Here is a 25044-nt window from a genome sequence, read left to right as displayed (position 1 = left end):
CGAGGCGAAAATGGCTAAATTTGCTGCAAATTTAAGCATGATGTTTACCGAAGTGCCTTTTATACAGCGCTTTGAACGTGCTGCAAATGCGGGGTTCAAAGGTGTCGAATACCTCTTCCCTTATGAAGAAGATGCCGATGTCATTGCGGGTGAGCTGAGTAAACACCATTTAACACAAGCTCTGTTTAATATGCCAGCGGGAAATTGGGCACAAGGGGAGCGTGGTATGGCTTCGATCCCAGGTCGTGAGAAAGAATTTGCCGAAGGCGTACAAACGGCCTTGAAATACGCAAAAGCCTTAGGCTGTAAACAAGTTCATGCGATGGCGGGGAAAGTGAATGAAAACTATACACTTGAACAGCAAACTGCATGCTATATCAAAAATATTCAATATGCGGCGGATGTGATGGCTGAGCACGGTATTCGTGTGCTTATCGAACCCATCAATACCCGCGATATGTCTGGATACTTTTTGACGACACAAAAACAAGCTGAAGCATTACTACCTGAAATTGCTCGTGAAAATGTATTTATCCAGTTGGATTTATATCACTGCCAAATTATGGAAGGTGATTTATTGAAAACAATTGAACGTTTATGGGGTAAATTTAGTCACATTCAGATAGCGTCAGTTCCTTATCGTCATGAACCGGATAGCGGTGAAGTCAATTACCCATGGATTTTTAAGCAGTTGGATGAAATGGGGTATGAAGGCTGGTTAGGATGTGAATACCATCCTGCAGGCCGCACCGAAGATGGATTAGGCTGGCTTAAACAAGCAAATTCATAATTAGGAGAACCTATGCTCCCTTCTGAGCGTCGTGATTTTATTTACCGTTACGTGCATGAACATCAAACCGTATCGATCAGTGACTTGGTTGAGCTAATGAATGTCTCTCATATGACAGTGCGACGTGATATTCGGATGTTAGAAGAAGAAGGGAAGGTACTCAGTATTAGTGGTGGCGTTAAGTTAAATGATGTGCTGCGCCAAGAGTTACCTTGGAGTGAAAAAGCGCGGTTACATCATCGCCATAAGCGTGAAATTGGCCAGTTTGCCAGCTCACTAGTTGAAGATGGGCAAGTGGTTTATCTCGATGCGGGAACAACTACCTTTGAGATAGCACGCGTACTCGGCGAGCGTTTCAACTTAACGATTGTCACTAATGATTTTTCGATTATGCAGTACTTAATGAATAAGTCGCAGCTAAACCTATACCACACCGGGGGATTGGTGGATAAACGTAACCATTCTAGTGTAGGAAATACGGCTGCGATGATGCTGAAAACCCTCAATGTTGATATTGCTTTTATCAGCACCAGTTCATGGGATTTGCAGCACGGGGTTTCTACCCCGCATGAGGAAAAGGTTCAGATAAAACAAACGCTATTGGATGTTGCTCGCCGCTGTGTGCTGGTTTCAGACAGTAGTAAGTTCGGCAAATATGGCATGTTTCGTGTTTGCCCATTGAATCAATTGCACGACATCATTTGTGATGATCAGTTGCCAACTGATGTGGTGCAGCGGATAACAGAACAAAACATAAAACTTCATTTAATCAAGACATAAAACATAAATAATCTTACCTAAAACTGCATAGCCAGTTAAAAGGCTATAGCAAGGAGAATTACAATGAAAGTTATTATTACTGGTGGCGCAGGCTTTCTGGGCCAGCAGCTAGCCGCTGCTTTGCTTAAAAATAGCCAGGGTTTAAAATTTGACCACCTTGTTTTAGCCGATATTCAATGCCCTACATCACCGGTTGAAGATGCCAGAGTCAGTTGCGTCGCGTTAGATTTAACGCAAGCAGGCGCGGCTGATAAACTGATTGATGCACAAACCGACGTGGTTTTCCACCTTGCAGCTATCGTAAGTAGCCATGCTGAAAGTGATTTTGACTTGGGTATGAAGGTTAACTTCGAAGCCACTCGCCAATTATTGGAAGTCGCTCGTGCCAAGAACCCTGCAATCAAATTTATGTTCACCAGCTCCCTCGCTGTGTTTGGTGGTGAGCTACCTGATGTCATCACAGACTTGTGTGTCGTTAACCCACAATCGTCCTATGGTGCTCAAAAAGCCATGTGTGAATTGATGGTGAATGACTATTCACGTAAAGGCTTTGTTGATGGTCGAGTGATGCGTTTACCGACTATTAGCATTCGCCCTGGTGTACCCAATAAAGCAGCCTCTTCATTCGCAAGTGGCATTATTCGCGAGCCATTAAATGGGGTTGAAAGTGTTTGTCCTGTCTCCCCTGACCTCGCGTTATGGTTATCTAGCCCTGAAACTGTGATTAACAACTTTATTCATGCGGTCAGTATCCCTGCTGAAAAATTTGGTAAATCACGCACTGTGAACCTGCCAGGTATCACTGTTACCGTCCAAGGTATGATCGATGCTCTGCGTGATGTTGCAGGCCAAGAAGCTGTGGATCTTATTCGCTTTGAGCCTGATGAAGCCATTAACCGTATTGTGGCGAGCTGGCCGGGCAAATTTGATATCAGCCGAGCATTGGATCTCGGTTTTCGTGCAGATGGTTCGTTTGGTGATGCGATCCGTTCGTTTATCACCCACCACGGTTCGTCTAAGTAGGAGATAGCCTATGTCCTATATTCCTATTATTGGCCTCGCAGTGGCCATATTTGTCCTGATCTTCTTAGTATTACGAACGCGTGTTCATGCGTTATTAGCAATGCTAATTGCCGCAGCAATCGCGGGTATATCCGGTGGTTTGACCGCAGCAGAGACAGTGACAGTCATTACAAAAGGCTTTGGGTCAACACTCGGTAGCATCGGTATTGTTATCGGACTCGGGGTAATGATGGGAAGGGTGCTGGAAGTTTCAGGTGCTGCTGAACAGATCGCTTATAGCTTTATCAAATGGTTAGGAAAAAAGCGTGAAGAATGGGCGTTGGCAATTACCGGCTATATTGTCAGTATTCCTATCTTCGTTGATTCCGCTTTTGTGATTTTATACCCATTGGCAAAAGCATTAGCCAAAAATGGTAAACGTAGCATACTAACTTTAGGCGTTGCACTCGCTGGTGGGTTAGTGGTGACACACCACACCGTTCCACCAACACCTGGGCCTTTAGGCGTGGCAGGGATCTTTGGTGTCGATGTTGGCGCAATGATCCTGGCAGGAATGAGCCTCGCTATTCCTTGTGTTATCGGTATTGTTCTTTACGCAAAATGGTTAGGGACTAAATACCCTGAATTTATGCCAGATGAAACGGGTAGTGAAGACCTGAAAGAAGTTCACGCTCGTTATATGGAAGAAAAAGCGAATAAACCATTACCAAGCCTGTTCTTATCGCTTTTACCGATTATTACGCCTATTTTGTTAATTTTCATAAATGCAATTAATGGATTAATTCTTAAAACAGAATCTTTCCAAGGTATGGAAAGCAATTGGTATTTCCAAACATTTGAATTTTTAGGCGCACCCATTATTGCATTATCAATTAGTGTGTTGATCTCTGTTTACACATTAATGCCAAAAGCAACGAAAGAAGAAGTCATCGACCGTATGGAAGAAGGCTTACAAGCAGCCGGTATTATTCTGCTTGTTACGGGGGCTGGTGGTGCATTAGGCGCGGTACTTCGCGATAGTGGCACAGGAAACATTCTTGCTGAGCATGTAGCAAATCTGCCAATTACACCTGTATTGATTCCGTTTATCATCGCGACGTTGGTTCGTTTGATTCAAGGTTCGGGTACAGTAGCAATGATTACCGCAGCATCTATTTCTGCACCAATCATTAGCCAAATACCTGATATTAACTTATTGGTCGCAGCGCAAGCGGCAACCATGGGGTCTCTGTTCTTCGGTTACTTTAACGACAGCCTGTATTGGGTTGTGAACAGAATGATGGGAATTAAGGACGTTAAACAGCAAATCATTGTTTGGTCTATTCCGACCACCATTGCGTGGGCAATAGGTCTAGTTGGTGTCCTCGTTCTTGATGTAATTCTCTAATATAGCGTTACTACTTTTAGTTCTGCCAAATAATCAAAGCGCCCAGCAATCAGGGGCGCTTTTGTCGTTATGTCAAACTTTCATCTATACTGATGACAATGGATTTTAAAGAGAAATAAAACCAATGAATAAATGTGATGTAAATCACTTAATGATGAAATCAAACTTTTATTGTTTTCATTAAAAGTGACATTCATCACTAAAAAATTATGGCTTTATCGCTATATTATAAATAACGATTAATCAGTATTGACTGATTTAATGATGCCATTGTGTAAAGGAGTTTGAAATGTCTGACGTTTTCCACTTAGGTTTAAAGAAAAGTGACTTACAGGGTGCGACCGTAGCGATTGTTCCTGGGGATCCTAACCGTGTTGAAAAAATTGCACGTCTGATGGATAACCCTGTACACCTTGCGTCATTGCGTGAATACACCTCTTGGCGTGGTGAGGTTGACGGAAAAGCCGTCATTGTTTGTTCAACCGGTATCGGTGGCCCATCAACGTCTATTGCAGTCGAAGAACTTGCGCAGCTTGGTATTCGCACTTTCTTACGTATTGGTACAACAGGTGCAATCCAAGAAGATATCAATGTCGGTGATGTTTTAGTGACAACTGGAGCAGTACGCTTAGACGGTGCTAGCCAACACTTCGCGCCATTAGAATACCCAGCAGTTGCCGATTTTGATTGTACCAATGCGCTTTATGCCGCAGCGAAAGATGCAGGTGCAACCGTTCATGTTGGTGTAACTGCATCATCTGATACCTTCTACCCAGGTCAAGAGCGTTATGATACCTATACTGGCCGTGTGATGCGTCATTTCAGAGGTTCGATGAAAGAGTGGCAAGACATGGGCGTGATGAACTACGAAATGGAATCAGCCACATTGCTGACTATGTGTTCTAGTAGTAAAGGGTTACGTGCTGGTATGGTTGCGGGTGTTATCGTAAATCGTACCCAACAAGAAATTCCAAATGAAGCGTTACTGAAGAAAACTGAAGGTAACGTATTAAGTATTGTGGTTGAAGCTGCACGCCGCTTACTGTAGTCCGTGATTTACTGGCCCGTTTACTTGACTTTCACTCGGTTGTGGACAAAAAGTAAGCGGGCTTAGTCCTTTTACATACCTCTTATTTCTCTTCATTTCCTTTATAAATGTTACAATTGTTAATCAATTTACAGGAAATATTCTGATCCTCTTATTCGCTAGATCTGTTATTGTCATAAAAACAATTATCAATATTATGTGCCCTTAAATTGTTCAGGTTACATTTGTTTTATTGCTAACTGGAATGAAAGCTGTAGGGCGAAAAGGAATTATTATGTCAACAACACCTTATCTTCATCCTTCTGTTTTGCCTTTAAAAGGCGGTATTAACTTCCGCGATCTTGGTGGTAAAAAACTCGCTAATGGTGGGAAGATCAAGCCTGGAGTCCTGTTTCGTTCCGGTGCGTTAGACCGATTAACTCAAGAGGACGAAGCTGTTCTACGTTCACAAAATCTTTTCCAAATCATTGATTATCGTGATGAAGCTGAAATCTTAGATAAGCCTGATGTCATTTGGCAAGGCGCGCATTATGTGCATGCACCAGCAAATCCGTTAGCAAAAGAGGTCACAGCAAATTTAGATAAACTTACGCCAGAAATATTGGAACAATTTGACCCGCAAGCTTTTATGTTCCGTTTATATGAATTATTACCACTGAACAATCCTGCTTATCACCAATTGGTCAATTTACTCAAACAGCCAGAAAAAGGTGGTATCGTACAACACTGTGCGGTAGGAAAAGACCGTACAGGCGTCGGGTCCGCATTAGTATTATTTGCTTTAGGTGCAGATTTAGACACTGTAATGGAAGATTACTTACTGACTAATGAAACACTTGCACCATACCGCAAGCATTTACTCGAAGAACATGCAAAAACGATGGACGAAAGCATTGTGAAAAAATTTGAGTATGTCTATTCGGTACGTGAAGACTTTTTAAGAACGGCTCTAAACAGTATTGAAAGCCATTATGGCAATGTTGACCAATGGCTAGAAAAAGATTTTGGCTTAGGAAGGCAACAACGAGAAGCACTGCAGAGTCAGTTTTTGGACTAAGTTTCACTTACAGTAAGATGAGTTGTGGATAATCCATTTTTCCGTATCCACAACTTAGTTTTTCTAAAAATGTTTCTGCTTTGTTTAATCTTGATTTACCACTTTTTCGCTACAGTATTCTGATTATTCCCTAATGAAAGGAACTGACCGTGACACTCAATGAAATTGTCACCATAGTGACGGATTTTACACGCGAACATGAAGTATGGGCGCTTCCTATTATTTTCTTTTTGGCGTTTGGGGAATCTTTGGCATTTTTGTCACTCCTGTTACCAGCAACGGTTATTTTACTCGCGCTTGGCGCTTTGATTGGTGAAAGTAATATTACTTTCTGGCCAATATGGTTAGCAGCAGCTCTCGGTGCTTTCTTTGGGGACTGGCTCTCTTATTGGATTGGTTATCATTACAAAGAAAATGTACGCCATATGTGGCCGATTTCTCGTAACCCACAAATGATTGATAAAGGGCAGCGTTTCTTTGACCGATGGGGTATTTGGGGAATTTTCTTTGGGCGCTTCTTCGGGCCGTTACGAGCCATTGTTCCCTTGGTTGCAGGGATTTGCGCCATGCCACAACGGCATTTCCAACTTGCGAATATTGCTTCTGCGATGATTTGGGCATTTGGTATTTTAGCGCCGGGAGCGCTCGGCCTGAAATGGTTCGCAAGTTGGATAGGCTAAGCTTGCGAAGTGCTTCGCAAAATTTTCTTCGATGGCTAAATTACCTCTGGACACTTATACAGTATCCCATTACCTTACACTAGACTTTGTAAAGTAAGGATTTAACCGTGGATACCTCTCTTTTATATGCTGTTATTGGTGCGTTGAGTGGCGTTTTAGTTGGTGGTTTAGCCTCTTGGTTCTCTATTGCCCAAAAAATTGCGCAAAAAGATCAGGAACTACAACAACTCAACCGCCAACTTGCTGCAAGTGACGAAAAAAACATCCACCTTGCGCAATGGAAAGAAGAGTATGACAGGCTAGATCAAGAATTGCGCACTCAAAGGGATATTAACCGAGAACAAGAAGCTGAGCTTCGTGAGGTAATAACCCGTTTTGAACAGAACCAGCTAGCCAACGAAGAAAAACAGCGAATTTTACAAAATAGCGAACAACGGCTGACAGCACAATTCGAAAACTTAGCAAATCGTATTTTTGAACAAAATGAGCGTCGTGCATCAGAGCAACAACAAAAAAGCCTATTGGCGATGCTGTCACCTTTTCGTGAGCAATTAGAAGGTTTTCGTCAGCAAGTTCAGCAAAGTTTTGGTGAAGAAGCGAAAGAACGCCACACTTTAGCCTATGAAATTCGGCAATTACAGCAGCTCAATAATCAAATGACCAAAGAAGCGGTTAACCTGACACGAGCCTTGAAAGGGGATAACAAAATTCAAGGAAACTGGGGGGAAACTATTCTTACCAGGATCCTCGAAGTCTCAGGTTTACGTGAAGGAAGTGAGTTTGAAACCCAAGTTAGCATCAATACAAGTTATAATAACCGTTATCAACCGGATGTGATTATCCATCTTCCTGAAGGGAAAGATGTGGTTGTTGATGCCAAAATGTCGTTGGTTTCCTATGAACAGTACTTCAATAGCGAAGAGCCACATGAACAGCAACAGGCGTTAAAAAACCATGTGGCATCTATCCGCAATCACATGCGTATGCTAAGCCGCAAGGATTACCATCAGTTACCGGGAATTCGTTCATTAGATTACGTTTTAATGTTTATCCCTATTGAACCTGCGTATTTACTGGCTTTGAAAGAAGCTCCCGAGTTACTTGATGAAGGAATTAAACAGAATATTATGTTAGTTTGTCCTTCGACATTGTTAGTGGCGGTGAGGACAATTAATAATATTTGGCGGTATGAACGCCAAGGGCAAAATGCCCAGGAGATAGCAAATAGAGCAGCGAAAATGTATGACAAGCTGCGCTTGTTTGTGGATGATATGCAGGTTTTAGGCACCAGTCTTGATAAAGCAAATAATACTTACCTATCGGCAATGAAACGCCTTGCCGAAGGGCGTGGAAATTTAATTAGCCAGGCGGAAAGTTTTAAAGAGCTTGGGGTCGAAATTAAACAACCTATCCAGCCCCAATTGGTTGAGCGATCAGATACGTCTAATTGTGCGGAATCTTAGACTTCTGATAGGGTTTTGGCCCAAAGACTGTTACACTTCCTACAAAAGTTTGAATGATAAGCAGGCATAAGAGAAATGACTGAACCAACTAAAGAAACCATTGATTTCGGTTTCCGTACTGTCGGCAAAGAAGATAAAGCTGGCCTAGTAGCGAATGTTTTTCACTCAGTAGCATCAAAATATGACTTAATGAATGATTTGATGTCATTCGGTATCCATCGTATTTGGAAGCGTTTTACCATTGAAGCGAGTGGGGTACGTCGTAATCAACGAGTACTTGACCTTGCAGGTGGAACGGGTGACTTAACCGCTAAATTTTCACGTTTAGTCGGTGAAAAAGGTGAGGTCATACTCGCAGATATTAATGATTCAATGCTAAAAATGGGGCGTGAGAAATTACGTGACCTAGGCATTGTTGGTAATGTTAATTATGTACAAGCCAATGCAGAAGAACTGCCATTCCCTGATAACTATTTTGATTGCATTACTATCTCTTTTGGTTTGCGTAATGTCACCGATAAAGACAAAGCGCTACGCTCTATGTTCCGAGTGTTAAAGCCGGGTGGGCGCTTATTGGTGTTAGAGTTCTCTAAGCCAATTATTGAGCCACTGAATAAAGCTTATGATGCCTATTCATTCCATATACTCCCTCGTATTGGTCAGGCGATCGTTAATGATCCCGATAGCTATCGCTATTTAGCCGAGTCAATCCGTATGCATCCAAACCAAGAAACACTAAAAGGTATGATGGAAAATGCAGGGTTTGAACAGGTGACGTACACTAATATGACAGGTGGAATTGTCGCATTGCATAAAGGGTTTAAATTCTAAGATGGAAGCACCATCAACACATACCGAAAATCAAAATACAGTTTTGTATTCTTTGATAACAGCATTGATGGAAACCACTCTTAACCACATGTTGTTTAAAGAAAAAGTTCTACAGCCAGCTAGAATGCGCTTGGCCGGCAAGGTTATGGCTATTGAACTTAAAGAACTGAATAAAACGTTAACACTCGTTTTTGCTGAAAATCATGTTGATGTGTTAAGCCAGTGGGTTGAGCCTGCGGACTGTACCATTAAAACATCCATCTTTACGCTAGTTAAATTGAAAGACAAACAGCAATTATCTCAACTTATCAATCGTGGTGATATCGTGATTGAAGGGGATATGCAAATTGTACAGCACTGGTCTTCTTTACTTGACTTAGCAATTTGGAATCCTGCTCATTATCTATCACCTTACATTGGTGATGTTGCAGCCGAAGGTCTTAGCAAGTTCTTGAATAAAGGTGCTTGTCTTGCATCTCATTTAGTAAAACGGCAAGAAACGTATATCAAAGACGCAATAATTGAAGAATGGAAGATGGCGCCTAGCCAGCTTGAACTTGCTCATTTTAGTGATGAAGTTGAGCAAGTAGAAAATTCAATGAGTGCACTTGAGCTACGTTTAAGCCAGTTGGAGGAGAAGAATGACACCCGGTGAAATAAAACGACTTTACTTCATTATTCGGGTTTTTCTCTCTTACGGATTAGATGAGTTAATCCCCAAAACTAAACTAACGTTACCATTAAGAATAGGTCGCTTAGGTTTCTTTTGGATTAAAAATAAGCATAAAGACAAAACATTGGGCGAAAGGCTTCGTCTCGCCCTTCAAGAACTCGGGCCAGTTTGGATCAAATTTGGCCAAATGCTATCGACTCGCCGAGATCTTTTCCCACCTGCAATCGCAGATCAATTGTCATTATTACAAGACAAAGTGGCAAGTTTTGATGGCAAACTGGCACGAGGCTATATTGAGGAATCTCTCGAAGGGCCTTTAGAACAGTGGTTTGATGACTTCGATGAACAAGCTTTAGCTTCTGCGTCTATTGCTCAGGTGCATACCGCAACGTTAAAAGAAAATGGTAAAGATGTTGTCATCAAGGTTATTCGCCCTGATATTCTGCCAATTATTAAAGCTGATATTAAGTTAATGTATCGTATTGCAAATTGGGTTCCTTTGCTGCCAGATGGGCGGCGATTAAGACCCAAAGAAGTCGTGCGTGAATACGAAAAAACCTTGATCGATGAGCTGAATTTGCTCCGTGAATCGGCAAATGCCATTCAGCTTCGTCGTAACTTTGAAAATAGCGCCATGCTGTATATACCAGAGGTATATCCAGATTATTGCCGTGAAAACGTGATGGTGATGGAGCGTATCTACGGGATCCCAGTTTCCGATATTACTGCGCTTAAAGCGCAGGGAACGAATATGAAACTGCTGGCAGAGCGTGGTGTTAAAGTCTTCTTTACACAGGTTTTCCGCGACAGCTTTTTCCATGCTGACATGCATCCAGGAAATATCTTTGTTAGTTACGATCATCCAGAGGACCCTAAATACATAGGGATAGACTGTGGGATAGTCGGCTCATTAAACAAAGAAGATAAGCGTTATTTGGCAGAAAACTTCATTGCTTTTTTTAATCGTGATTATCGTAAGGTAGCAGAACTGCACGTTGACTCCGGCTGGGTTCCTTCAGACACAAATGTGGAAGACTTTGAGTTTGCTATCCGTACCGTATGTGAGCCTATTTTTGAAAAACCATTAGCTGAAATTTCGTTTGGGCAAGTATTATTGAATTTATTTAATACAGCACGTCGTTTCAACATGGAAGTTCAACCACAGTTGGTATTATTACAAAAAACATTATTGTATGTAGAAGGCCTAGGACGGCAGCTTTACCCACAGCTTGATCTCTGGAAAACCGCAAAACCATTTCTAGAGGACTGGGTTCATAGCCAAGTAGGGATACCTGCAATTACTCAGGCATTAAAAGAAAAAGCACCTTATTGGGCAGAAAAAATGCCTGAAATACCGGATTTAATTTATGGTGCATTACGGCAGCATAAGTACTTACAATCAAATATCGATCAACTAACTCAACAACTGAAAAGTCAGCGTAATAAGCAGCGTAAATCTCAGTACCTTTTAGGTATCGGTGCTACATTTATTCTCTGTGGGACTCTATTCCTCATTTCTAATCTCACACCGTTTGGAATTGTATTTATGGTGGCAGGTGCACTGTCTTGGTTGTTTGGTTGGTGTAAAACCGGCGGAAATTAAGTAAACTTTGTTTTGCGACAAGTTTATAAGGCTGTGAACATTTCCGTATTTTGTGTTGGTTGTATATAATAGATCTAATAACAATTGATCCCAAAACTATATAGAGGTATTAACAATGGAATCAACTATTGCAATGGCTGCTTTCGGTAGTCCTTGGCAGCTCATTATCATTGCCTTACTTATTATTTTAATTTTCGGCACCAAAAAATTGCGTTCTTTAGGCTCAGATTTGGGTGAGTCACTCAAAGGCTTTAAAAAAGCAATGAACGATGACGAAAAAGCAAAAGCAGAACAAGAAAAGCAAGATGCTGACTTCGCACCTAAAAATATAACTGAACAACAGGCTGCTGAAAAGAAAGAAAGCCCAGTTGAGAGCAAAAACAAAGAGCAGGGTTAAACCGTGTTTGACATAGGTTTTAGTGAACTGTTGCTTATTGCAGTTATTGGTCTCGTTGTATTAGGCCCTGAGCGGTTACCAGTGGCAGTGAGAACTGTCGCTGGGTGGATCCGTGCGATGCGCTCTATGGCTGCAAATGTACAAAACGAGTTATCGCAAGAGTTAAAGCTGCAGGAGCTGCAAGAAACGCTGAAAAAGGTGGAAGAAAAAGCTAATTTAGAAGCGCTTTCTCCTGAACTTAAGCAGTCAATGGAAGAACTGCGTACAGCGGCACAATCGCTTAAAAGCGATTACCAAGCGACAACCAATGATATTGAAACAGAGTTAAACAAAGCAAAAGAGATCACTGACAGTTACGATAGTGCTGTAAAGGAAGCGAAAGATAATACTCAGCAGCCACCTGAAGAGTCTGATCCAAACCCTGAGCATGCTGCTAAAATGGCGGCTGTTGTTGAGGATGAAAAGCCAGAAGATTCAGTCGCCGTGAAAACAGTAGAATCACTCGATGCTAAAGTAAAAAACTCTAATCAAACTGAAAGTGAAAAATAACACATGGCTGTAAATGATACACAACCACTTATTAGCCACCTCATTGAACTTCGCAAACGGCTGTTAAACTGTTTAATTACAGTTTTAATTGTTTTTGCTGCGCTTGCTTATTTTTCAAATGATATCTATCGGCTGGTAGCAGCCCCTTTGATTGATAAGCTACCAGTAGGTTCGCAAATGAGTGCGACAGATGTGGCGTCAACATTCTTTACCCCAATTAAATTGACAATGATGGTTTCGGTTTTTGTATCGATACCGGTTATTCTCTATCAAATTTGGGCTTTTATTGCACCTGCCTTATACAAGCATGAACGCAAACTCATGTTGCCTTTGCTTGTTTCAAGTAGTTTCTTGTTTTATTTGGGAATGGCATTTGCCTACTTCGTTGTTTTTCCCCTCGCATTTGGTTTCTTTGTTAAAACGACCCCAGATAGCGTTAACTTTATTCCCGATATCAGTAAATATCTTAGTTTCGTCATGACATTATTCATGGCTTTTGGTGCGGCATTTGAAGTACCTATTGCAATTATTTTACTGTGTTGGACAGGCGTGACTACACCGGAATCCCTGAAACGTAAACGTCCTTATATTTTAGTTGGGGCATTTATCGTTGGGATGTTTTTAACGCCGCCAGATGTACTCTCTCAAACTTTGCTTGCTGTTCCAATGTATTTGCTTTTCGAGCTCGGAGTTTTACTATCCAATTTCTATGTTGGTAAAGGTAGAAACCGGCAAGAAGAGGCAGAGGAAGAAGAAAAAGAAGAGTCTTGATTTGCATTAAATTATCTTTAATTTGCAATGCAAAAAGGTGAAAAGCCCTTTAAGAAGGGCTTTTGATTGCTTAAAGCGTTCAATCTGTATTTTTTTTAAATTGCGTATTATCAACCACTTTAGGTACACTTTTATTTAAAATATTCAGTAAAAGAATAGAACGATACTCTCCATTAGGCTCATCAAAAATAGCTTGTACTCCCGCGAAAATACCTTCGGTAATTGTCACTTGGTCGCCATGTTTTGGTATATCTGGTGCGACGGAATAACTAACGGGGGTTTGTTGTAATAGCTCAATAATTTCTTCGGGGACTTCCGTCGGAAACTGGCCAAAACGAATAAAATGGCTAACCCCTCTTGTTGATTGGATGGTTGTCGTATGAATTTCATTATGATCAAATTTCACAAATAAGTAGTTTGGAAACAGGGCTTCTTGCACTGTCACCCTTTTCCCTCTAACCACCTTTTCCATTTCAGTCATGGGCGTCATACAAACAACATTCTGTCGGTTTAAATGCTCCATAGCCCGTTCAATTTGGCCGCGTTTGCAATAAAGCAAATACCATTTTTCCATTTTTTTGAATTCCATCTGACAAAACTATGTTTATGATAACAAATTACGACATAACAATGTGACTAATGAAGAACAGAACCATATTATTGATATGCTTAGGTCTATATTAACCGAATATAGTCTTATGATAACTGTAATGCAAAAACCAAATCAGTAGGAGACATAATGGATATCTTTTTGTTGAGTAACGGTAAGCTACCAGGCAACCCGGTATGGCTCAGCTACGCCTTACCTCGAATCAAAGAAATGATTGTTCGTAAGAACATAAAGTCAGCAGTTTTGGTTCCGTATGCAGTTCTTCGCGGTTCACATGACGAAAGAGCAGAACAGCTTTCAGATGCGTTGGGAATAAAAGTTACGTCTATTGAGCACTTTTCTAGTCCTGTGGAAGCGATTGAGCAGGCAGAATGTATTCTTGTGAGTGGTGGTAACACTTGGTGGTTGAATAAATGCCTACATGAGAACGGGTTGATAGTTGCGATTCAACGTGCGGTTCGTGAGCGTGGTGTGCCATATATCGGCTGGAGTGCAGGATGCAATGTAGCGACTCCAAGTATCCGTACTACGAATGATATGCCTGTTAGTAATGCTGCAATTATGCCATCTCTGGGGCTATTTCCATTACAAATTAACCCTCATTATATTGATGCTCATATTTCTGGTCATATGGGCGAAACTCGTGATGAACGATTACAAGAATTTTGTGTGATTAATCCTCATGAAGTTGTTGTTGCGCTCAGGGAAGGAAGTGGGTTACAAATTAAAGGTAATGAACTTCATTATTTCAGCGGAAAAGATGAAGGTTTTAAACTATTTCAGCATAATAAAACATTCTCAGAACAATTTGATACTTTACTATTAGAAAAATTAGTCCCTTTTGATTGCCAGTAAAATGGTATACTAAACCAGAAAAAGATTGATTTTTAAGTGCTTTAGACAGCAACTTGTAACCTTGGCCGGACGTCTTATAATGGGACTCCCCCTGTAACAGTAAAAGAAGATAATGAAATACCGTGACCTTAGAGATTTCATCTCGCAACTTGAGAAACAAGGCGAGCTAAAACGCATTACAATGGAAGTCGACCCCTATTTGGAAATGACTGAAATTGCAGATCGCACACTAAGAGCAGGGGGACCGGCCCTATTATTTGAAAATCCCAAAGGCTATAACATGCCAGTCTTGTGTAATCTTTTCGGAACAACTAAACGTGTTGCAATGGGGATGGGGCAAGAAGACATAAAAGCATTACATGATGTAGGCAAATTACTCGCTTTTCTGAAAGAGCCCGATCCTCCGAAAGGCTTTCGTGACCTTTTCGATAAACTACCAAAATTCAAGCAAGTGCTAAATATGCCTGCAAAACGGCTAAGCTCTGCGCCTTGCCAGGAACAAATTTGGGCCGGTGAAGACGTTGACCTTACAAAAATCCCAGTTATGCATTGTTGGCCTGAAGATGCCGCTCCTTTAATTACATGGGGGCTGACAGTGACTAAAGGCCCACATAAAGAAAGGCAAAACTTAGGTATTTATCGTCAGCAAGTTCTTGGAAAAAACAAAGTTATTATGCGTTGGTTGTCTCATCGCGGTGGCGCTCTGGATTTTCAAGAATGGTGCCAAGCGCATCCCGGTGAAAAATTTCCTGTTGCAGTCGCCCTGGGTGCAGACCCAGCAACCATTTTAGGCGCGGTAACACCAGTCCCTGACACATTGTCAGAATATGCTTTTGCGGGGTTATTACGTGGTAATAAAACCGAGGTTGTTAAATGCATATCGAATGACCTTGAAGTTCCCGCTGGCGCTGAAATTATTTTAGAAGGGTATATTGAGCCAGGTGAAATGGCTCCCGAAGGTCCTTATGGTGACCATACCGGTTATTATAATGAAATAGACAGTTTCCCGGTATTTACTGTGACTCATGTGACTCAGCGTCGTGATGCAATTTATCATTCAACTTATACGGGAAGGCCACCAGATGAGCCCGCAGTATTAGGGGAAGCGTTAAACGAAGTCCTTGTTCCCATTCTTCAAAAACAATTTCCTGAAATTGTTGATTTTTATCTTCCTCCTGAAGGGTGCTCGTATCGTCTTGCCGTCGTAACAATGAAAAAACAATATGCAGGACATGCTAAAAGAGTCATGATGGGAGTCTGGTCATACCTGCGCCAATTCATGTACACTAAGTTTGTTATTGTTTGTGATGACGATATTAATGCACGGGACTGGAAAGATGTTATCTGGGCAATTACAACTCGGATGGATCCTGCCCGTGACACCGTGATGATGGAAAACACACCAATAGATTATCTCGACTTCGCTTCCCCTGTGTCTGGGCTGGGTTCAAAAATGGGGCTTGATGCCACCAATAAATGGCCGGGTGAGACAGATCGTGAATGGGGGCGTCCTATCGTAATGACAGAGAGCGTTAAATCTCGCATTGATGATATTTGGGAACAATTAAATATTTTTGACAAAAAATAAGAGGGAAACCATGGCAACTTTAAGCTGTAAAGTAACATCTGTTGAATCTATCACGGATACGGTTTATCGGGTGATTTTGTTGCCAGATGGTCCTTTTCATTTTAAAGCAGGCCAATATTTAATGGTCGTGATGGATGAGCGTGACAAACGACCATTTTCAATGGCTTCAACTCCTCACAATAAAGAAACTATTGAGTTACATATCGGTGCTTCTGAAATCAATCTATATGCAATGGCAGTAATGGATAGAATTTTGGATCAAAAACGTATTGATATCGACATCCCACATGGTAAAGCTTGGTTTCGAGAAAATAGCAGTAATGCCATGATCTTAATTGCTGGTGGGACAGGTTTTTCCTATACCCACTCAGTATTGCTTGCGGCTTTAGCTGAAAACCCGAATCGTGATATCACTTTCTATTGGGGTGGTCGTCAATTGGAACACTTATACGATCTTGGCGAATTACAGGCCCTTAGTGAAAACTATCCTAATTTAAAGATCACACCAGTTGTAGAGCAACCAGATGAACTATGGCGAGGCAGAACAGGAACGGTTCTGAGTGCAGTGCTAGAAGATTTCGGTGACTTATCAGGCCATGATATCTATATTGCAGGCCGTTTTGAAATGGCGAAAATAGCTAGAGAACGGTTTTGTAATGAGCGCGGAGGTAAACCGGAGCAGTTATTCGGTGATGCTTATGAATTCATTTAACCCGTCCTAGTTCGAATTGTAGGGGTGTTGGCTTCATTCATTCGCCCTAGTCACATACTTTTGTATGCTCGTAGGGTCTCATTCATTTGTCGCCTACCTACAACCCGAACTATGAGGATTAAACTTGTTGTGGATATTTGGCTAGAAAGAGGCAAAAAAAACCCGCCCCTGACTAGGCGGGAACATCGACAAAATACAATGTTTGCGAAAACTAAAAATAAATTGTTAAACTCGTTCGATAATGGTGGCTATACCTTGGCCGAACCCGATACACATAGTGGCTAAACCAAACTGTTTATCGTTTTGTTCTAAATGATTAAGTAAAGCTGTTGAAATTCTTGCTCCTGAGCATCCCAAAGGGTGGCCAAGTGCAATAGCCCCTCCGCTGAGATTTACTTTATCATCTAATTGGTTTTCTGATAGCTTCAAGCCTTTTAGACATGCAATAGATTGTGCCGCAAAAGCTTCATTTAATTCAATAATATCAATATCATTTAAAGTTAGTCCTGCTCGCTTTAAAGCGAGCTCACTTGCTGGCACAGGCCCAAATCCCATGATTGATGGGTCACAGCCAACAACGGCCATTGCGCGTATTTTAGCTCGTGGTTTAATTCCTTGCTGAGTGGCATAACTTTCGCTGGTCAGTAACATCGCAGACGCACCGTCAGATAGAGCAGATGAATTACCTGCGGTCACCGTCCCACTAACAGGGTCGAAGGCAGGGCGAAGAGCCGCTAAACCTTGCAAGCTTGCATCAAAGCGAATCACTTCATCATAATTTACTGAAATGAGGTTACCTGTGGCATCATGGCCATTAATTGGAACGATCTCGTTATTGAACTTCCCTTTTTCCGTTGCTAGGGCTGCAAGCTGGTGAGACCTTAATGCAAATGCATCTTGCTCTTCTCGGCTAATTTTATACATTTTGGCCAGCATTTCAGCGGTCAGTCCCATAGCGCCTGCGGCTTTAGCAACTCGTAAAGTCAGTTTAGGGTTGAAATCTATACCATGAGTCATTGGTACGTGACCCATATGCTCCACTCCACCAATGAGTACTGATTTTGCATCACCCGTCATAATTAACCGGCTCGCATCATGTATTGCTTGCATTGATGAACCACAAAGGCGATTTACTGTAACGGCAGGAACCGTATGAAGTATATCCGTGAGTAATGCTGCGTTTTTAGCAATATTAAACCCTTGCTCCAGTGTTTGCTGAACACAACCCCAGATGATGTCATCCAATTCTTTGTTACTTGCGTTTGGATTACGTTCAAAAATCGCATTCATGAGGTGTGCAGAAAGGTCTTCAGCTCTAACATGGCGAAATACCCCACCTTTTGAACGGCCCATTGGTGTACGTATTCCATCAATAATGACGACATTTTCCATAAAATTAACCTCTCGCAACTTTTTTGACATCAATCGCCACTACAGGTGGCTGTGGGTAATATCTTGCATTGGTAGCCGCTTTTTCTTTTAAGCCATTAGGCGCATGATATAGAGGACTTAAATGCTGTAAAGATTCCGTCGTTTTTAAGTAAGACTGGCTGCCTAAGGTATCTAAATAGCAGAACACCCCTCCTCTGAATGGTGGAAAGCCTAAACCATAAACTAAAGCAATATCTGCATCTGAAGGGCTCTGAATAATACCTTCTTCTAAGCAACGAACAACTTCGTTAATCATAGGAGCCATCATTCGAGCAATAATTTCTTCTTTGGTGAAAGTGCGCTTTGTTGGGCAAATAGTAGCAAGTAATTCATCAGTCCTAGGGTCATTAATTTTTTTCGGTTTCCCTTTTTTATCTTTTTCATATTGATAAAACCCTTGGCCATTCTTTTGACCAAAGCGTTGTTGTTCATACATCACATCGATGGCATTTTTGCCTTTTTTCCCCATTCGTTCAGGAAAACCTTGAGCCATAACTTGCTCTGCATGAAAAGCAGTATCAATACCAACAACATCAAGAAGATAAGCAGGCCCCATTGGCCAGCCAAACTCTTTTTCCATGACTTTGTCTATTTCTCTAAAGTCAGCTCCATCTTGTAGCAGTAAGTTAAAGCCCGCAAAATAAGGAAAAAGTACCCGGTTAACAAAGAAGCCAGGGCAGTCATTGACAACAATAGGGGTTTTCCCCATTTTATTGGCGTAGGCAACAACCTTGGCAACAGTGTTATCAGAAGTTTGTTCTCCTCGGATAATTTCAACTAATGGCATCCGATGCACTGGGTTAAAAAAGTGCATACCGCAGAAATTTTCTGGGCGTTTTAGTGATTTTGCGAGGGTTGAAATTGGAATAGTTGATGTATTTGAAGCCAGTATAGTTTCACTTGTTACTAAGGACTCAACTTCAGATAATACAGCGGCTTTGACTTTCGGGTTCTCAACAACGGCTTCAACGACGATTTGGCTATTTTCCACCCCGTTGTAAGATAATGAGGGATGAATAGATGATAAGGTTGCCGCCATTTTCGCTGCGGTGATTTTTCCACGCTCAAATTGATTATTTAATAGCTTTTGTGCTTCTTCAATTCCTAAGTCTAATGACTTAACATTAATATCCTTCATTAAGACAGGTACGCCTTTACTGGCAGATTGATATGCAATGCCTCCGCCCATAATCCCTGCACCTAATACGGTAGCATGCGTTGGAATATCAACATGTTGTGCGATTTTTTTAATGTTTGACTTAACTTGTTGGTCATTTAGAAAAATATTCACTAACGCACGTGCAACATCACTATGCGCTAGAGGAACAAATGCAGCTGTTTCATGCTTCAAGGCTTCATCACGAGTGCAATTTGCTGCCTTTTCAATCGTATTTACAGCAGTCATAGGCGCTGGATAGTGTTTGCCTGCAACCTTGTACACCATCCCCTTAGCGACATTGAAACTCATCGTTTGCTCAATAGGTTTCAATTGTAGAGGGCTAAGCTTAGGTTGACGTTTTTTATGCCAATTGAAGGCCCCAGCAATTGCAGATTCAATGACTTGCAGCGCTGACTGTGCGAGAGCTTCTGTATTAACAACCGCGTCAACAAGGCCTAGTTTTAAAGCTTGCGAGGCATCGACATCTTTACCCGCAGTAATAATTTCTAATGCGCTATCCAAACCAATTAATCGAGGAAGCCGAACGGACCCACCAAAGCCAGGCATGATCCCAAGTTTTGTTTCAGGAAGCCCAATTCGAGCATCAGGTGAAGCGATGCGAAAATCAGTGGATAAAATGCATTCACAGCCACCACCTAATGCATAGCCATTAATGGCACAAATCGTTGGAACAGGTAGGTCTTCAATGCGATTAAAAATACTATTAGCGTAGTGCAACCAATCGCTTAGTGTTTCTTTTGACGCTTCAAAGAGTGAAAGAAATTCTTTGATATCAGCGCCAACAATAAAAGCGGGTTTATCAGAACGGAAAATTACACCTTGCAGCTCGGTTTGTTGCTCAAGAACAGACACGGCTTCATCAAGTGAAGCAACGGTGTGGGTATCCAATTTATTAATTGGCCCTGGTGAGTTAAAAACCAGTTCTGCAATCCCTTGTTTCAACCATTGAATATAGATAGTGTCACTTTGATAAAGCATTCTGCTCTCCTCTACGTGGTAGTGTTATCTGGTACGACCAGATGAGGTGAGTGTGACTAGAATGTTAATTAATTGCAAACTTTTAATAACAAAAATGGAAGGTTGGTCACAGCAATTAAGCGAAATAATTAATGATTTAAATGATAAAGGTATTATATATCAATTAATTAATGATGGTTTGCAACAGAGTGCATATCCGTTAATAACAGAACGTGGTAAGCTTGATTTTTCTAATTAATGCTGAAAGGTTGAAAGAAATGGAAAAACTGACTGCACTCTACGCTGAACACATTAAAACGTTACAAAACAGAACTCAGCAAGTTTTACAGCGCAGCAAATTAGATGCCATATTGATTCATTCGGGTGAACCCCTACGCATCTTTCTTGACGATAGCGACTATCCTTTTAAAGTTAATCCTCATTTCAAAGCGTGGGTACCTGTCACTGATGTTCCACACTCATGGTTATTAGTTGATGGCGTAAATAAGCCTAAGCTATGGTTTTATTCACCTGTTGATTATTGGCATAGTGTTGAACCACTGCCGAACAGTTTTTGGACCAAAGATATTGAGTTAATCCATTTAAAAAATGCAGATGACATTAAAACCTTCCTAGCAAGTCTACCGAAAGAAAATGTGGCTTATATTGGTTCTGCAACTGCAAGGGCTGAGTCATTAGGGATTTCGCTACATAATATCAATCCCAAACCTGTTTTAGATTACTATCATTATCATCGTTCTTATAAAACAGATTATGAACTTTACTGCATGCGTGAAGCGCAAAAAATGGCTGTAAATGGGCACCTCGCTGCTCTTGAAGCATTTCGCGCAGGAATGAGTGAGTTTGATATTAATATCAGTTATTTACAATCAACCGGGCATCGAGATACCAATGTCCCTTATGGTAACATTGTTGCACTGAATGAAAATGCAGCTGTATTGCATTACACTAAACTACAGCAAACGGTACCGAACGAATTACGCAGCTTTCTTATTGATGCAGGTGCTGAATATAACGGTTATGCTGCTGATATTACGAGAACTTATGCTGCAAAAGGGAAAGATGAATTTGCTGAATTAGTTGCGGATGTCAATACGGAACAGCTCGCTTTAATTGATACAATCAAGGCGGGTGTACGCTACACAGACTATCATGTAGATATGCATCATAGAATTGCTAAGATACTGACTAAACATGATATTATTAAAGGTATTAGTGAAGAGTCAATGGTGGAAAGTGGTTTAACAACGCCATTTTTGCCTCACGGTTTAGGACATCCGCTTGGTTTACAAGTCCATGATGCTGCTGGTTTTATGCAAGATGACAGTGGTACATATCTCGCGGCTCCTAAAATGTATCCATTCTTGCGTTGTACTCGTGTTTTAGAACCTAAAATGGTGTTAACTATCGAGCCTGGGCTCTACTTCATTGAATCTCTATTATCTGAATGGAGAAATGGGGAGTTTAGCCAGCACTTTAATTGGGATAAAATCGAGTTCTTCAAACCTTACGGTGGTATTCGTATTGAAGATAATATTGTGATCCACGCAAATCGTATTGAAAATATGACTCGAGACTTACATTTACGTTAATGAAACCTTATTTAATACCGGCTGAAACTATTTCTTTTACAGAAGAGATCAAAAAAAGCCAATTTATTACGTATTTAGCTCATACAGATGGTATTGAAGCGGCAAAAGATTATATTCAATCAATTAAAACTCAATACCCAGATGCCCGGCACCATTGCTGGGCATTTGTTGCTGGCCGGCCTGATGATTCACAAAAGTTAGGGTTCTCTGATGACGGGGAACCGACAGGAACAGCAGGAAAGCCCATTATGGCGCAACTATTAGGTAGCAACCTAGGGGAGGTTACCTGTGTCGTCGTGCGTTATTTTGGTGGAATAAAGCTAGGGACGGGGGGGCTCGTTAAAGCCTATGGAAATGGTGCCCAGCAAGCATTAAAAATATTACCCACAAAGACAAAAGTACCACAAAAAATCTTTAACTTAGAGTGTGACTATTCATTGATTAATGCAATTGAACAACTGCTTGTTCAAGTGAATGGCACGGTTTTGCACAGTGATTATAATGAAACTGTCTCTTTACAAATTGCAATTCCTGCTACTCTTGAGCAGGAGGTCAATGATAAATTACGCGATGTAAGTCGTGGAGCCTTAACGCTCACGCCAGAATCGGAATAGTAAACAGTTTTATCAAGGAACCTGCCGAATGCATTTTCGTGCAATAACCCGTATAGTCGGGCTGCTTGTCATCATCTTTTCTTTTACCATGGTTATTCCTGGTATTGTTGCGCTAATTTATCGAGATGGTGCAGGGCGAGCTTTTAGCCAGACTTTTGTCACTGCTTTGCTAATTGGCCTTTTTTTGTGGCTACCAACCCGTAATAGCCGGCACGAACTTAAAGCAAAAGAAGGTTTTCTTATTGTTGTTTTATTTTGGACTGTGCTGGGAAGCGTTGGGGCATTGCCGTTTATTTTTTCGGAAAGACCCAATCTTTCGGTAACTGATGCTTTTTTTGAATCGTTTTCAGGCTTGACTACAACTGGTGCGACAACGCTAACAGGGCTTGATTCCTTGCCCAAAGCTATTTTGTTTTATCGGCAAATGCTTCAATGGCTTGGGGGGATGGGGATAATTGTACTCGCTGTTGCAATCTTACCGCTTTTGGGCGTTGGGGGAATGCAGCTATACCGCGCAGAAATGCCGGGTCCTTTGAAAGACAATAAAATGCGCCCTCGTATTGCAGAGACGGCAAAAACATTATGGCTTATATATGTACTACTCACAATTGCTTGTGCGGTGGCTTTATGGATAGCCGGAATGGATGTTTTTGATGCCATTTCTCACAGCTTTTCAACCATTGCTATCGGTGGGTTTTCAACTCATGATGCCAGTATTGGTTATTTCAACAGCCCTGCGATTAACACTATTATTGGTATTTTCCTGATTATCTCTGGTTGTAACTTCGGTTTGCACTTTGCTGTATTAACCGGACGTAGTTTGGGAATTTATTGGCGCGATCCTGAATTTAGAATGTTCATAAGTTTCCAATTTGTCTTAGTGGTCATTTGTACTTTAGTGCTTATGTTTCATTCTGTTTATAGTAGTTTTGGTCAAACGCTTGACCAAGCCTTCTTCCAAGTTGTTTCAATGGCAACGACGGCTGGTTTTACAACGGATAGCTTTTCGGGATGGCCTCTTTTCTTACCAATGCTTCTATTATGTGCTGCATTTGTTGGGGGGTGTGCAGGCTCGACAGGTGGTGGGTTAAAAGTTATTCGTATCTTGTTACTTTTCTTACAAGGTTCGCGTGAGTTAAAACGCTTAGTTCATCCTAATGCAGTCTACACAATCAAACTGGGGCAAAGAGCATTACCAGAAAGAATAATTGAAGCCGTTTGGGGGTTCTTTTCTGCCTATGCACTTGTTTTTGTTGTTAGCTTATTATTGCTGATCGCAACAGGTGTTGATGAGTTTTCTGCGTTCTCAGCAATAGCGACCACACTCAATAACTTGGGACCAGGTCTTGGGACTGTCGCAGATAACTTCACATCAATGAATCCAACTGGGAAATGGATTCTAGTGGTGACTATGTTATTTGGGCGCTTAGAGGTTTTCACTTTATTAGTGTTACTGACTCCCACTTTTTGGCGTGAATAGTCGAGCGCAACTAATAAATAATATTACCTATATAGAAATGATAATAATCTAGGAACAATAATGAGCTATTTACTTTTACATTCCAGTACGGATGGGCAAACTAAAAAAATTATTTTAAAAATAGCAGAACAACTGAGGAATTCAGGTCGTGAATGCGATATTCGTGATTTAAATACTGACCAACAGCTTAATTTATCAGGTTACGATAAAGTATTGGTAGGAGCATCCATTCGTTATGGGCATTTCAATAAAAAACTACAACGTTTTGTGACCTCCCATCAAAATCAATTGAACTCAATGAAAACAGGTTTTTTTGCTGTAAATTTGACGGCAAGAAAAGAAGGTAAGAATACAGTAGAAACTAACGCATATACGCGGAAGTTTTTAGAAGCGTGCCCTTGGAAGCCAACATTGAAATCTGTTTTTGCCGGAGCACTGTTTTACCCTCGTTATACATGGTTTGATAGAATGATGATCCGCCTAATTATGAAAATGACAGATGGCCCAACCGACCCAAAAACAGAAGTTGAATATACTAATTGGGAAAAGGTAGCCGAATTCGCAACTGAATTTGATAGTTTGTAGGTCGTAATTTCAACAAAATGTAGTTATTTTATGTTTTTTGTTTAATAAATCATCGCTTGGTAAAATAAATCAAAAAAACACTTGCGAGAATTTTTCGACTCCCTATAATGCGCATCCGTTGTCACGACAAACCGGTTAGAAGAAAGCTTCATAACCCAGTGATAACAGAGGTGAGAAAGAAAAAGTTGAAAATAAACGCTTGACTTTCTAAATAAAAAACGTATTATACGACACCTCGCGACAACGACCGTGATTCACGGAATCCGGTTCAAAAATCGAAAGATTCAGTCGCAACGCTCTTTAACAATTTATCAGACAATCTGTGTGGGCACTCACAGGACACTATCAAAAAAATATTTGATTTTAA

The 25044-nt window shown here is 41.1% G+C and carries 25 protein-coding genes; 22 read left to right on the top strand and 3 right to left on the bottom strand.

The genetic code is table 11. The features are described 5' to 3' along the window. Positions 1–10: 10 nt before the first annotated feature. The 14 genes from otnI to tatC all read left to right on the top strand — a co-directional run bounded on the left by otnI (position 11) and on the right by tatC (position 13052). Positions 11–790: a 2-oxo-tetronate isomerase gene (otnI, locus tag SJ312_RS15615; RefSeq protein WP_319868070.1), complete on the top strand. Its 780-nt coding sequence runs from the start codon at positions 11–13 to the stop codon at positions 788–790. Positions 791–802: 12 nt separating this feature from the next. Then, on the top strand, positions 803–1570 hold the full coding sequence (locus SJ312_RS15610) for a DeoR/GlpR family DNA-binding transcription regulator (RefSeq protein WP_004260836.1): 768 nt from the start codon (positions 803–805) through the stop codon (positions 1568–1570). A gap of 63 nt (positions 1571–1633) precedes the next feature. Beyond that, positions 1634–2593, top strand: coding sequence for a D-erythronate dehydrogenase (denD, locus tag SJ312_RS15605; RefSeq protein WP_004260834.1), 960 nt, complete (start codon positions 1634–1636; stop codon positions 2591–2593). Positions 2594–2603: 10 nt separating this feature from the next. After that, complete coding sequence (locus SJ312_RS15600) at positions 2604–3980, top strand: GntP family permease (protein WP_094961394.1); 1377 nt, start codon at positions 2604–2606, stop codon at positions 3978–3980. 289 nt (positions 3981–4269) lie between these two features. Next, complete coding sequence (udp, locus tag SJ312_RS15595; RefSeq protein WP_004260826.1) at positions 4270–5028, top strand: uridine phosphorylase; 759 nt, start codon at positions 4270–4272, stop codon at positions 5026–5028. A 274-nt stretch (positions 5029–5302) separates the two neighbouring features. Then, positions 5303–6085: a tyrosine-protein phosphatase gene (locus tag SJ312_RS15590; protein ID WP_096865127.1), complete on the top strand. Its 783-nt coding sequence runs from the start codon at positions 5303–5305 to the stop codon at positions 6083–6085. 149 nt (positions 6086–6234) lie between these two features. Next, a complete protein-coding gene (locus SJ312_RS15585) occupies positions 6235–6765 on the top strand; it encodes a DedA family protein (RefSeq protein ID WP_004260821.1) in 531 nt (176 codons plus the stop codon). A 107-nt stretch (positions 6766–6872) separates the two neighbouring features. Further along, positions 6873–8228 carry a DNA recombination protein RmuC gene (rmuC, locus tag SJ312_RS15580; RefSeq protein ID WP_110592463.1) on the top strand — a complete coding sequence of 452 codons (1356 nt, stop codon included), beginning with the start codon at positions 6873–6875 and terminating at the stop codon, positions 8226–8228. 75 nt (positions 8229–8303) lie between these two features. Next, positions 8304–9059, top strand: coding sequence for a bifunctional demethylmenaquinone methyltransferase/2-methoxy-6-polyprenyl-1,4-benzoquinol methylase UbiE (ubiE, locus tag SJ312_RS15575; protein ID WP_004260818.1), 756 nt, complete (start codon positions 8304–8306; stop codon positions 9057–9059). 1 nt (position 9060) lies between these two features. After that, entirely contained in the window at positions 9061–9714 is a 654-nt protein-coding gene (locus SJ312_RS15570) for an SCP2 domain-containing protein (RefSeq protein ID WP_319868069.1), read from the top strand. Continuing rightward, entirely contained in the window at positions 9701–11335 is a 1635-nt protein-coding gene (gene ubiB / locus SJ312_RS15565; protein ID WP_004260814.1) for a ubiquinone biosynthesis regulatory protein kinase UbiB, read from the top strand. The genes SJ312_RS15570 and ubiB overlap by 14 nt, the downstream gene beginning before the upstream one ends. Before the next feature lie 115 nt (positions 11336–11450). Then, positions 11451–11732, top strand: coding sequence for a twin-arginine translocase TatA/TatE family subunit (gene tatA, locus SJ312_RS15560; RefSeq protein WP_004260812.1), 282 nt, complete (start codon positions 11451–11453; stop codon positions 11730–11732). Between the two features lie 3 nt (positions 11733–11735). Further along, entirely contained in the window at positions 11736–12281 is a 546-nt protein-coding gene (gene tatB, locus SJ312_RS15555) for a Sec-independent protein translocase protein TatB (RefSeq protein WP_004260808.1), read from the top strand. Between the two features lie 3 nt (positions 12282–12284). Beyond that, positions 12285–13052: a Sec-independent protein translocase subunit TatC gene (gene tatC, locus SJ312_RS15550; protein ID WP_110592461.1), complete on the top strand. Its 768-nt coding sequence runs from the start codon at positions 12285–12287 to the stop codon at positions 13050–13052. A gap of 79 nt (positions 13053–13131) precedes the next feature. Here the strand turns inward: tatC and rfaH are convergent, their stop codons facing one another. Then, a complete protein-coding gene (rfaH, locus tag SJ312_RS15545; protein WP_036958310.1) occupies positions 13132–13626 on the bottom strand; it encodes a transcription/translation regulatory transformer protein RfaH in 495 nt (164 codons plus the stop codon). A 165-nt stretch (positions 13627–13791) separates the two neighbouring features. Here rfaH and pepE point away from each other — a divergent pair, with 165 nt between their 5' ends. The 3 genes from pepE to fre all read left to right on the top strand — a co-directional run bounded on the left by pepE (position 13792) and on the right by fre (position 16817). Next, the gene (gene pepE, locus SJ312_RS15540) at positions 13792–14517 is read left to right on the top strand and encodes a dipeptidase PepE (RefSeq protein WP_004260803.1); all 726 of its coding nucleotides are present in this window, start codon (positions 13792–13794) and stop codon (positions 14515–14517) included. A gap of 112 nt (positions 14518–14629) precedes the next feature. Next, a complete protein-coding gene (gene ubiD / locus SJ312_RS15535; protein ID WP_004260801.1) occupies positions 14630–16105 on the top strand; it encodes a 4-hydroxy-3-polyprenylbenzoate decarboxylase in 1476 nt (491 codons plus the stop codon). A 10-nt stretch (positions 16106–16115) separates the two neighbouring features. Then, positions 16116–16817, top strand: coding sequence for an NAD(P)H-flavin reductase (gene fre / locus SJ312_RS15530; protein ID WP_036958308.1), 702 nt, complete (start codon positions 16116–16118; stop codon positions 16815–16817). Between the two features lie 225 nt (positions 16818–17042). On the opposite strand, the gene fadA is transcribed toward fre, so the two are convergent. Both fadA and fadB read right to left on the bottom strand, forming a co-directional pair. Continuing rightward, positions 17043–18209 (bottom strand): acetyl-CoA C-acyltransferase FadA, encoded by a 1167-nt coding sequence (gene fadA / locus SJ312_RS15525; protein ID WP_319868068.1) that lies wholly within the window; start codon positions 18207–18209, stop codon positions 17043–17045. Positions 18210–18213: 4 nt separating this feature from the next. Next, complete coding sequence (gene fadB, locus SJ312_RS15520) at positions 18214–20406, bottom strand: fatty acid oxidation complex subunit alpha FadB (protein WP_319868067.1); 2193 nt, start codon at positions 20404–20406, stop codon at positions 18214–18216. 52 nt (positions 20407–20458) lie between these two features. On the opposite strand from fadB, the gene SJ312_RS15515 reads away from it, so the two are divergent. The 5 genes from SJ312_RS15515 to hemG are packed head-to-tail and all read left to right on the top strand — an operon-like array spanning position 20459 to position 24677. Further along, a complete protein-coding gene (locus tag SJ312_RS15515) occupies positions 20459–20644 on the top strand; it encodes a hypothetical protein (RefSeq protein ID WP_141240669.1) in 186 nt (61 codons plus the stop codon). 19 nt (positions 20645–20663) lie between these two features. Continuing rightward, positions 20664–21998, top strand: a complete 1335-nt coding sequence (pepQ, locus tag SJ312_RS15510) for a Xaa-Pro dipeptidase (protein ID WP_319868066.1) — start codon at positions 20664–20666, stop codon at positions 21996–21998. Next, positions 21998–22612 carry an IMPACT family protein gene (locus SJ312_RS15505; protein WP_094961383.1) on the top strand — a complete coding sequence of 205 codons (615 nt, stop codon included), beginning with the start codon at positions 21998–22000 and terminating at the stop codon, positions 22610–22612. Before pepQ ends, SJ312_RS15505 begins: the two co-directional genes overlap by 1 nt. A gap of 28 nt (positions 22613–22640) precedes the next feature. Beyond that, the gene (trkH, locus tag SJ312_RS15500; protein WP_004260787.1) at positions 22641–24092 is read left to right on the top strand and encodes a Trk system potassium transporter TrkH; all 1452 of its coding nucleotides are present in this window, start codon (positions 22641–22643) and stop codon (positions 24090–24092) included. A gap of 60 nt (positions 24093–24152) precedes the next feature. Beyond that, positions 24153–24677, top strand: a complete 525-nt coding sequence (gene hemG, locus SJ312_RS15495) for a menaquinone-dependent protoporphyrinogen IX dehydrogenase (RefSeq protein ID WP_004260786.1) — start codon at positions 24153–24155, stop codon at positions 24675–24677. Positions 24678–25044 lie beyond the last annotated feature (367 nt).

Source organism: Providencia sp. CIM-Carb-044 (genome assembly GCF_033901115.1).
Lineage (GTDB): Bacteria > Pseudomonadota > Gammaproteobacteria > Enterobacterales > Enterobacteriaceae > Providencia > Providencia hangzhouensis.
Note: the sequence above shows the minus strand (reverse complement) of the source record. Positions and strands in the feature narration are given on the sequence as shown.

What these genes read in the sequence shown, in the direction of transcription:
- SJ312_RS15610 (WP_004260836.1), top strand. Translation starts at nt 803, where the DNA reads ATGCTCCCTTCTGAGCGTCGTGATTTTATTTACCGTTACGTGCATGAA.
- tatA (WP_004260812.1), top strand. Translation starts at nt 11,451, where the DNA reads ATGGAATCAACTATTGCAATGGCTGCTTTCGGTAGTCCTTGGCAGCTC.
- ubiE (WP_004260818.1), top strand. Translation starts at nt 8,304, where the DNA reads ATGACTGAACCAACTAAAGAAACCATTGATTTCGGTTTCCGTACTGTC.
- otnI (WP_319868070.1), top strand. Translation starts at nt 11, where the DNA reads ATGGCTAAATTTGCTGCAAATTTAAGCATGATGTTTACCGAAGTGCCT.
- pepE (WP_004260803.1), top strand. Translation starts at nt 13,792, where the DNA reads ATGGATATCTTTTTGTTGAGTAACGGTAAGCTACCAGGCAACCCGGTA.
- rfaH (WP_036958310.1), bottom strand. Translation starts at nt 13,626, where the DNA reads ATGGAAAAATGGTATTTGCTTTATTGCAAACGCGGCCAAATTGAACGG.
- fre (WP_036958308.1), top strand. Translation starts at nt 16,116, where the DNA reads ATGGCAACTTTAAGCTGTAAAGTAACATCTGTTGAATCTATCACGGAT.
- SJ312_RS15590 (WP_096865127.1), top strand. Translation starts at nt 5,303, where the DNA reads ATGTCAACAACACCTTATCTTCATCCTTCTGTTTTGCCTTTAAAAGGC.
- udp (WP_004260826.1), top strand. Translation starts at nt 4,270, where the DNA reads ATGTCTGACGTTTTCCACTTAGGTTTAAAGAAAAGTGACTTACAGGGT.
- fadB (WP_319868067.1), bottom strand. Translation starts at nt 20,406, where the DNA reads ATGCTTTATCAAAGTGACACTATCTATATTCAATGGTTGAAACAAGGG.
- SJ312_RS15505 (WP_094961383.1), top strand. Translation starts at nt 21,998, where the DNA reads ATGAAACCTTATTTAATACCGGCTGAAACTATTTCTTTTACAGAAGAG.
- ubiB (WP_004260814.1), top strand. Translation starts at nt 9,701, where the DNA reads ATGACACCCGGTGAAATAAAACGACTTTACTTCATTATTCGGGTTTTT.
- denD (WP_004260834.1), top strand. Translation starts at nt 1,634, where the DNA reads ATGAAAGTTATTATTACTGGTGGCGCAGGCTTTCTGGGCCAGCAGCTA.
- tatC (WP_110592461.1), top strand. Translation starts at nt 12,285, where the DNA reads ATGGCTGTAAATGATACACAACCACTTATTAGCCACCTCATTGAACTT.
- hemG (WP_004260786.1), top strand. Translation starts at nt 24,153, where the DNA reads ATGAGCTATTTACTTTTACATTCCAGTACGGATGGGCAAACTAAAAAA.
- SJ312_RS15600 (WP_094961394.1), top strand. Translation starts at nt 2,604, where the DNA reads ATGTCCTATATTCCTATTATTGGCCTCGCAGTGGCCATATTTGTCCTG.
- trkH (WP_004260787.1), top strand. Translation starts at nt 22,641, where the DNA reads ATGCATTTTCGTGCAATAACCCGTATAGTCGGGCTGCTTGTCATCATC.
- SJ312_RS15570 (WP_319868069.1), top strand. Translation starts at nt 9,061, where the DNA reads ATGGAAGCACCATCAACACATACCGAAAATCAAAATACAGTTTTGTAT.
- ubiD (WP_004260801.1), top strand. Translation starts at nt 14,630, where the DNA reads ATGAAATACCGTGACCTTAGAGATTTCATCTCGCAACTTGAGAAACAA.
- pepQ (WP_319868066.1), top strand. Translation starts at nt 20,664, where the DNA reads ATGGAAAAACTGACTGCACTCTACGCTGAACACATTAAAACGTTACAA.
- fadA (WP_319868068.1), bottom strand. Translation starts at nt 18,209, where the DNA reads ATGGAAAATGTCGTCATTATTGATGGAATACGTACACCAATGGGCCGT.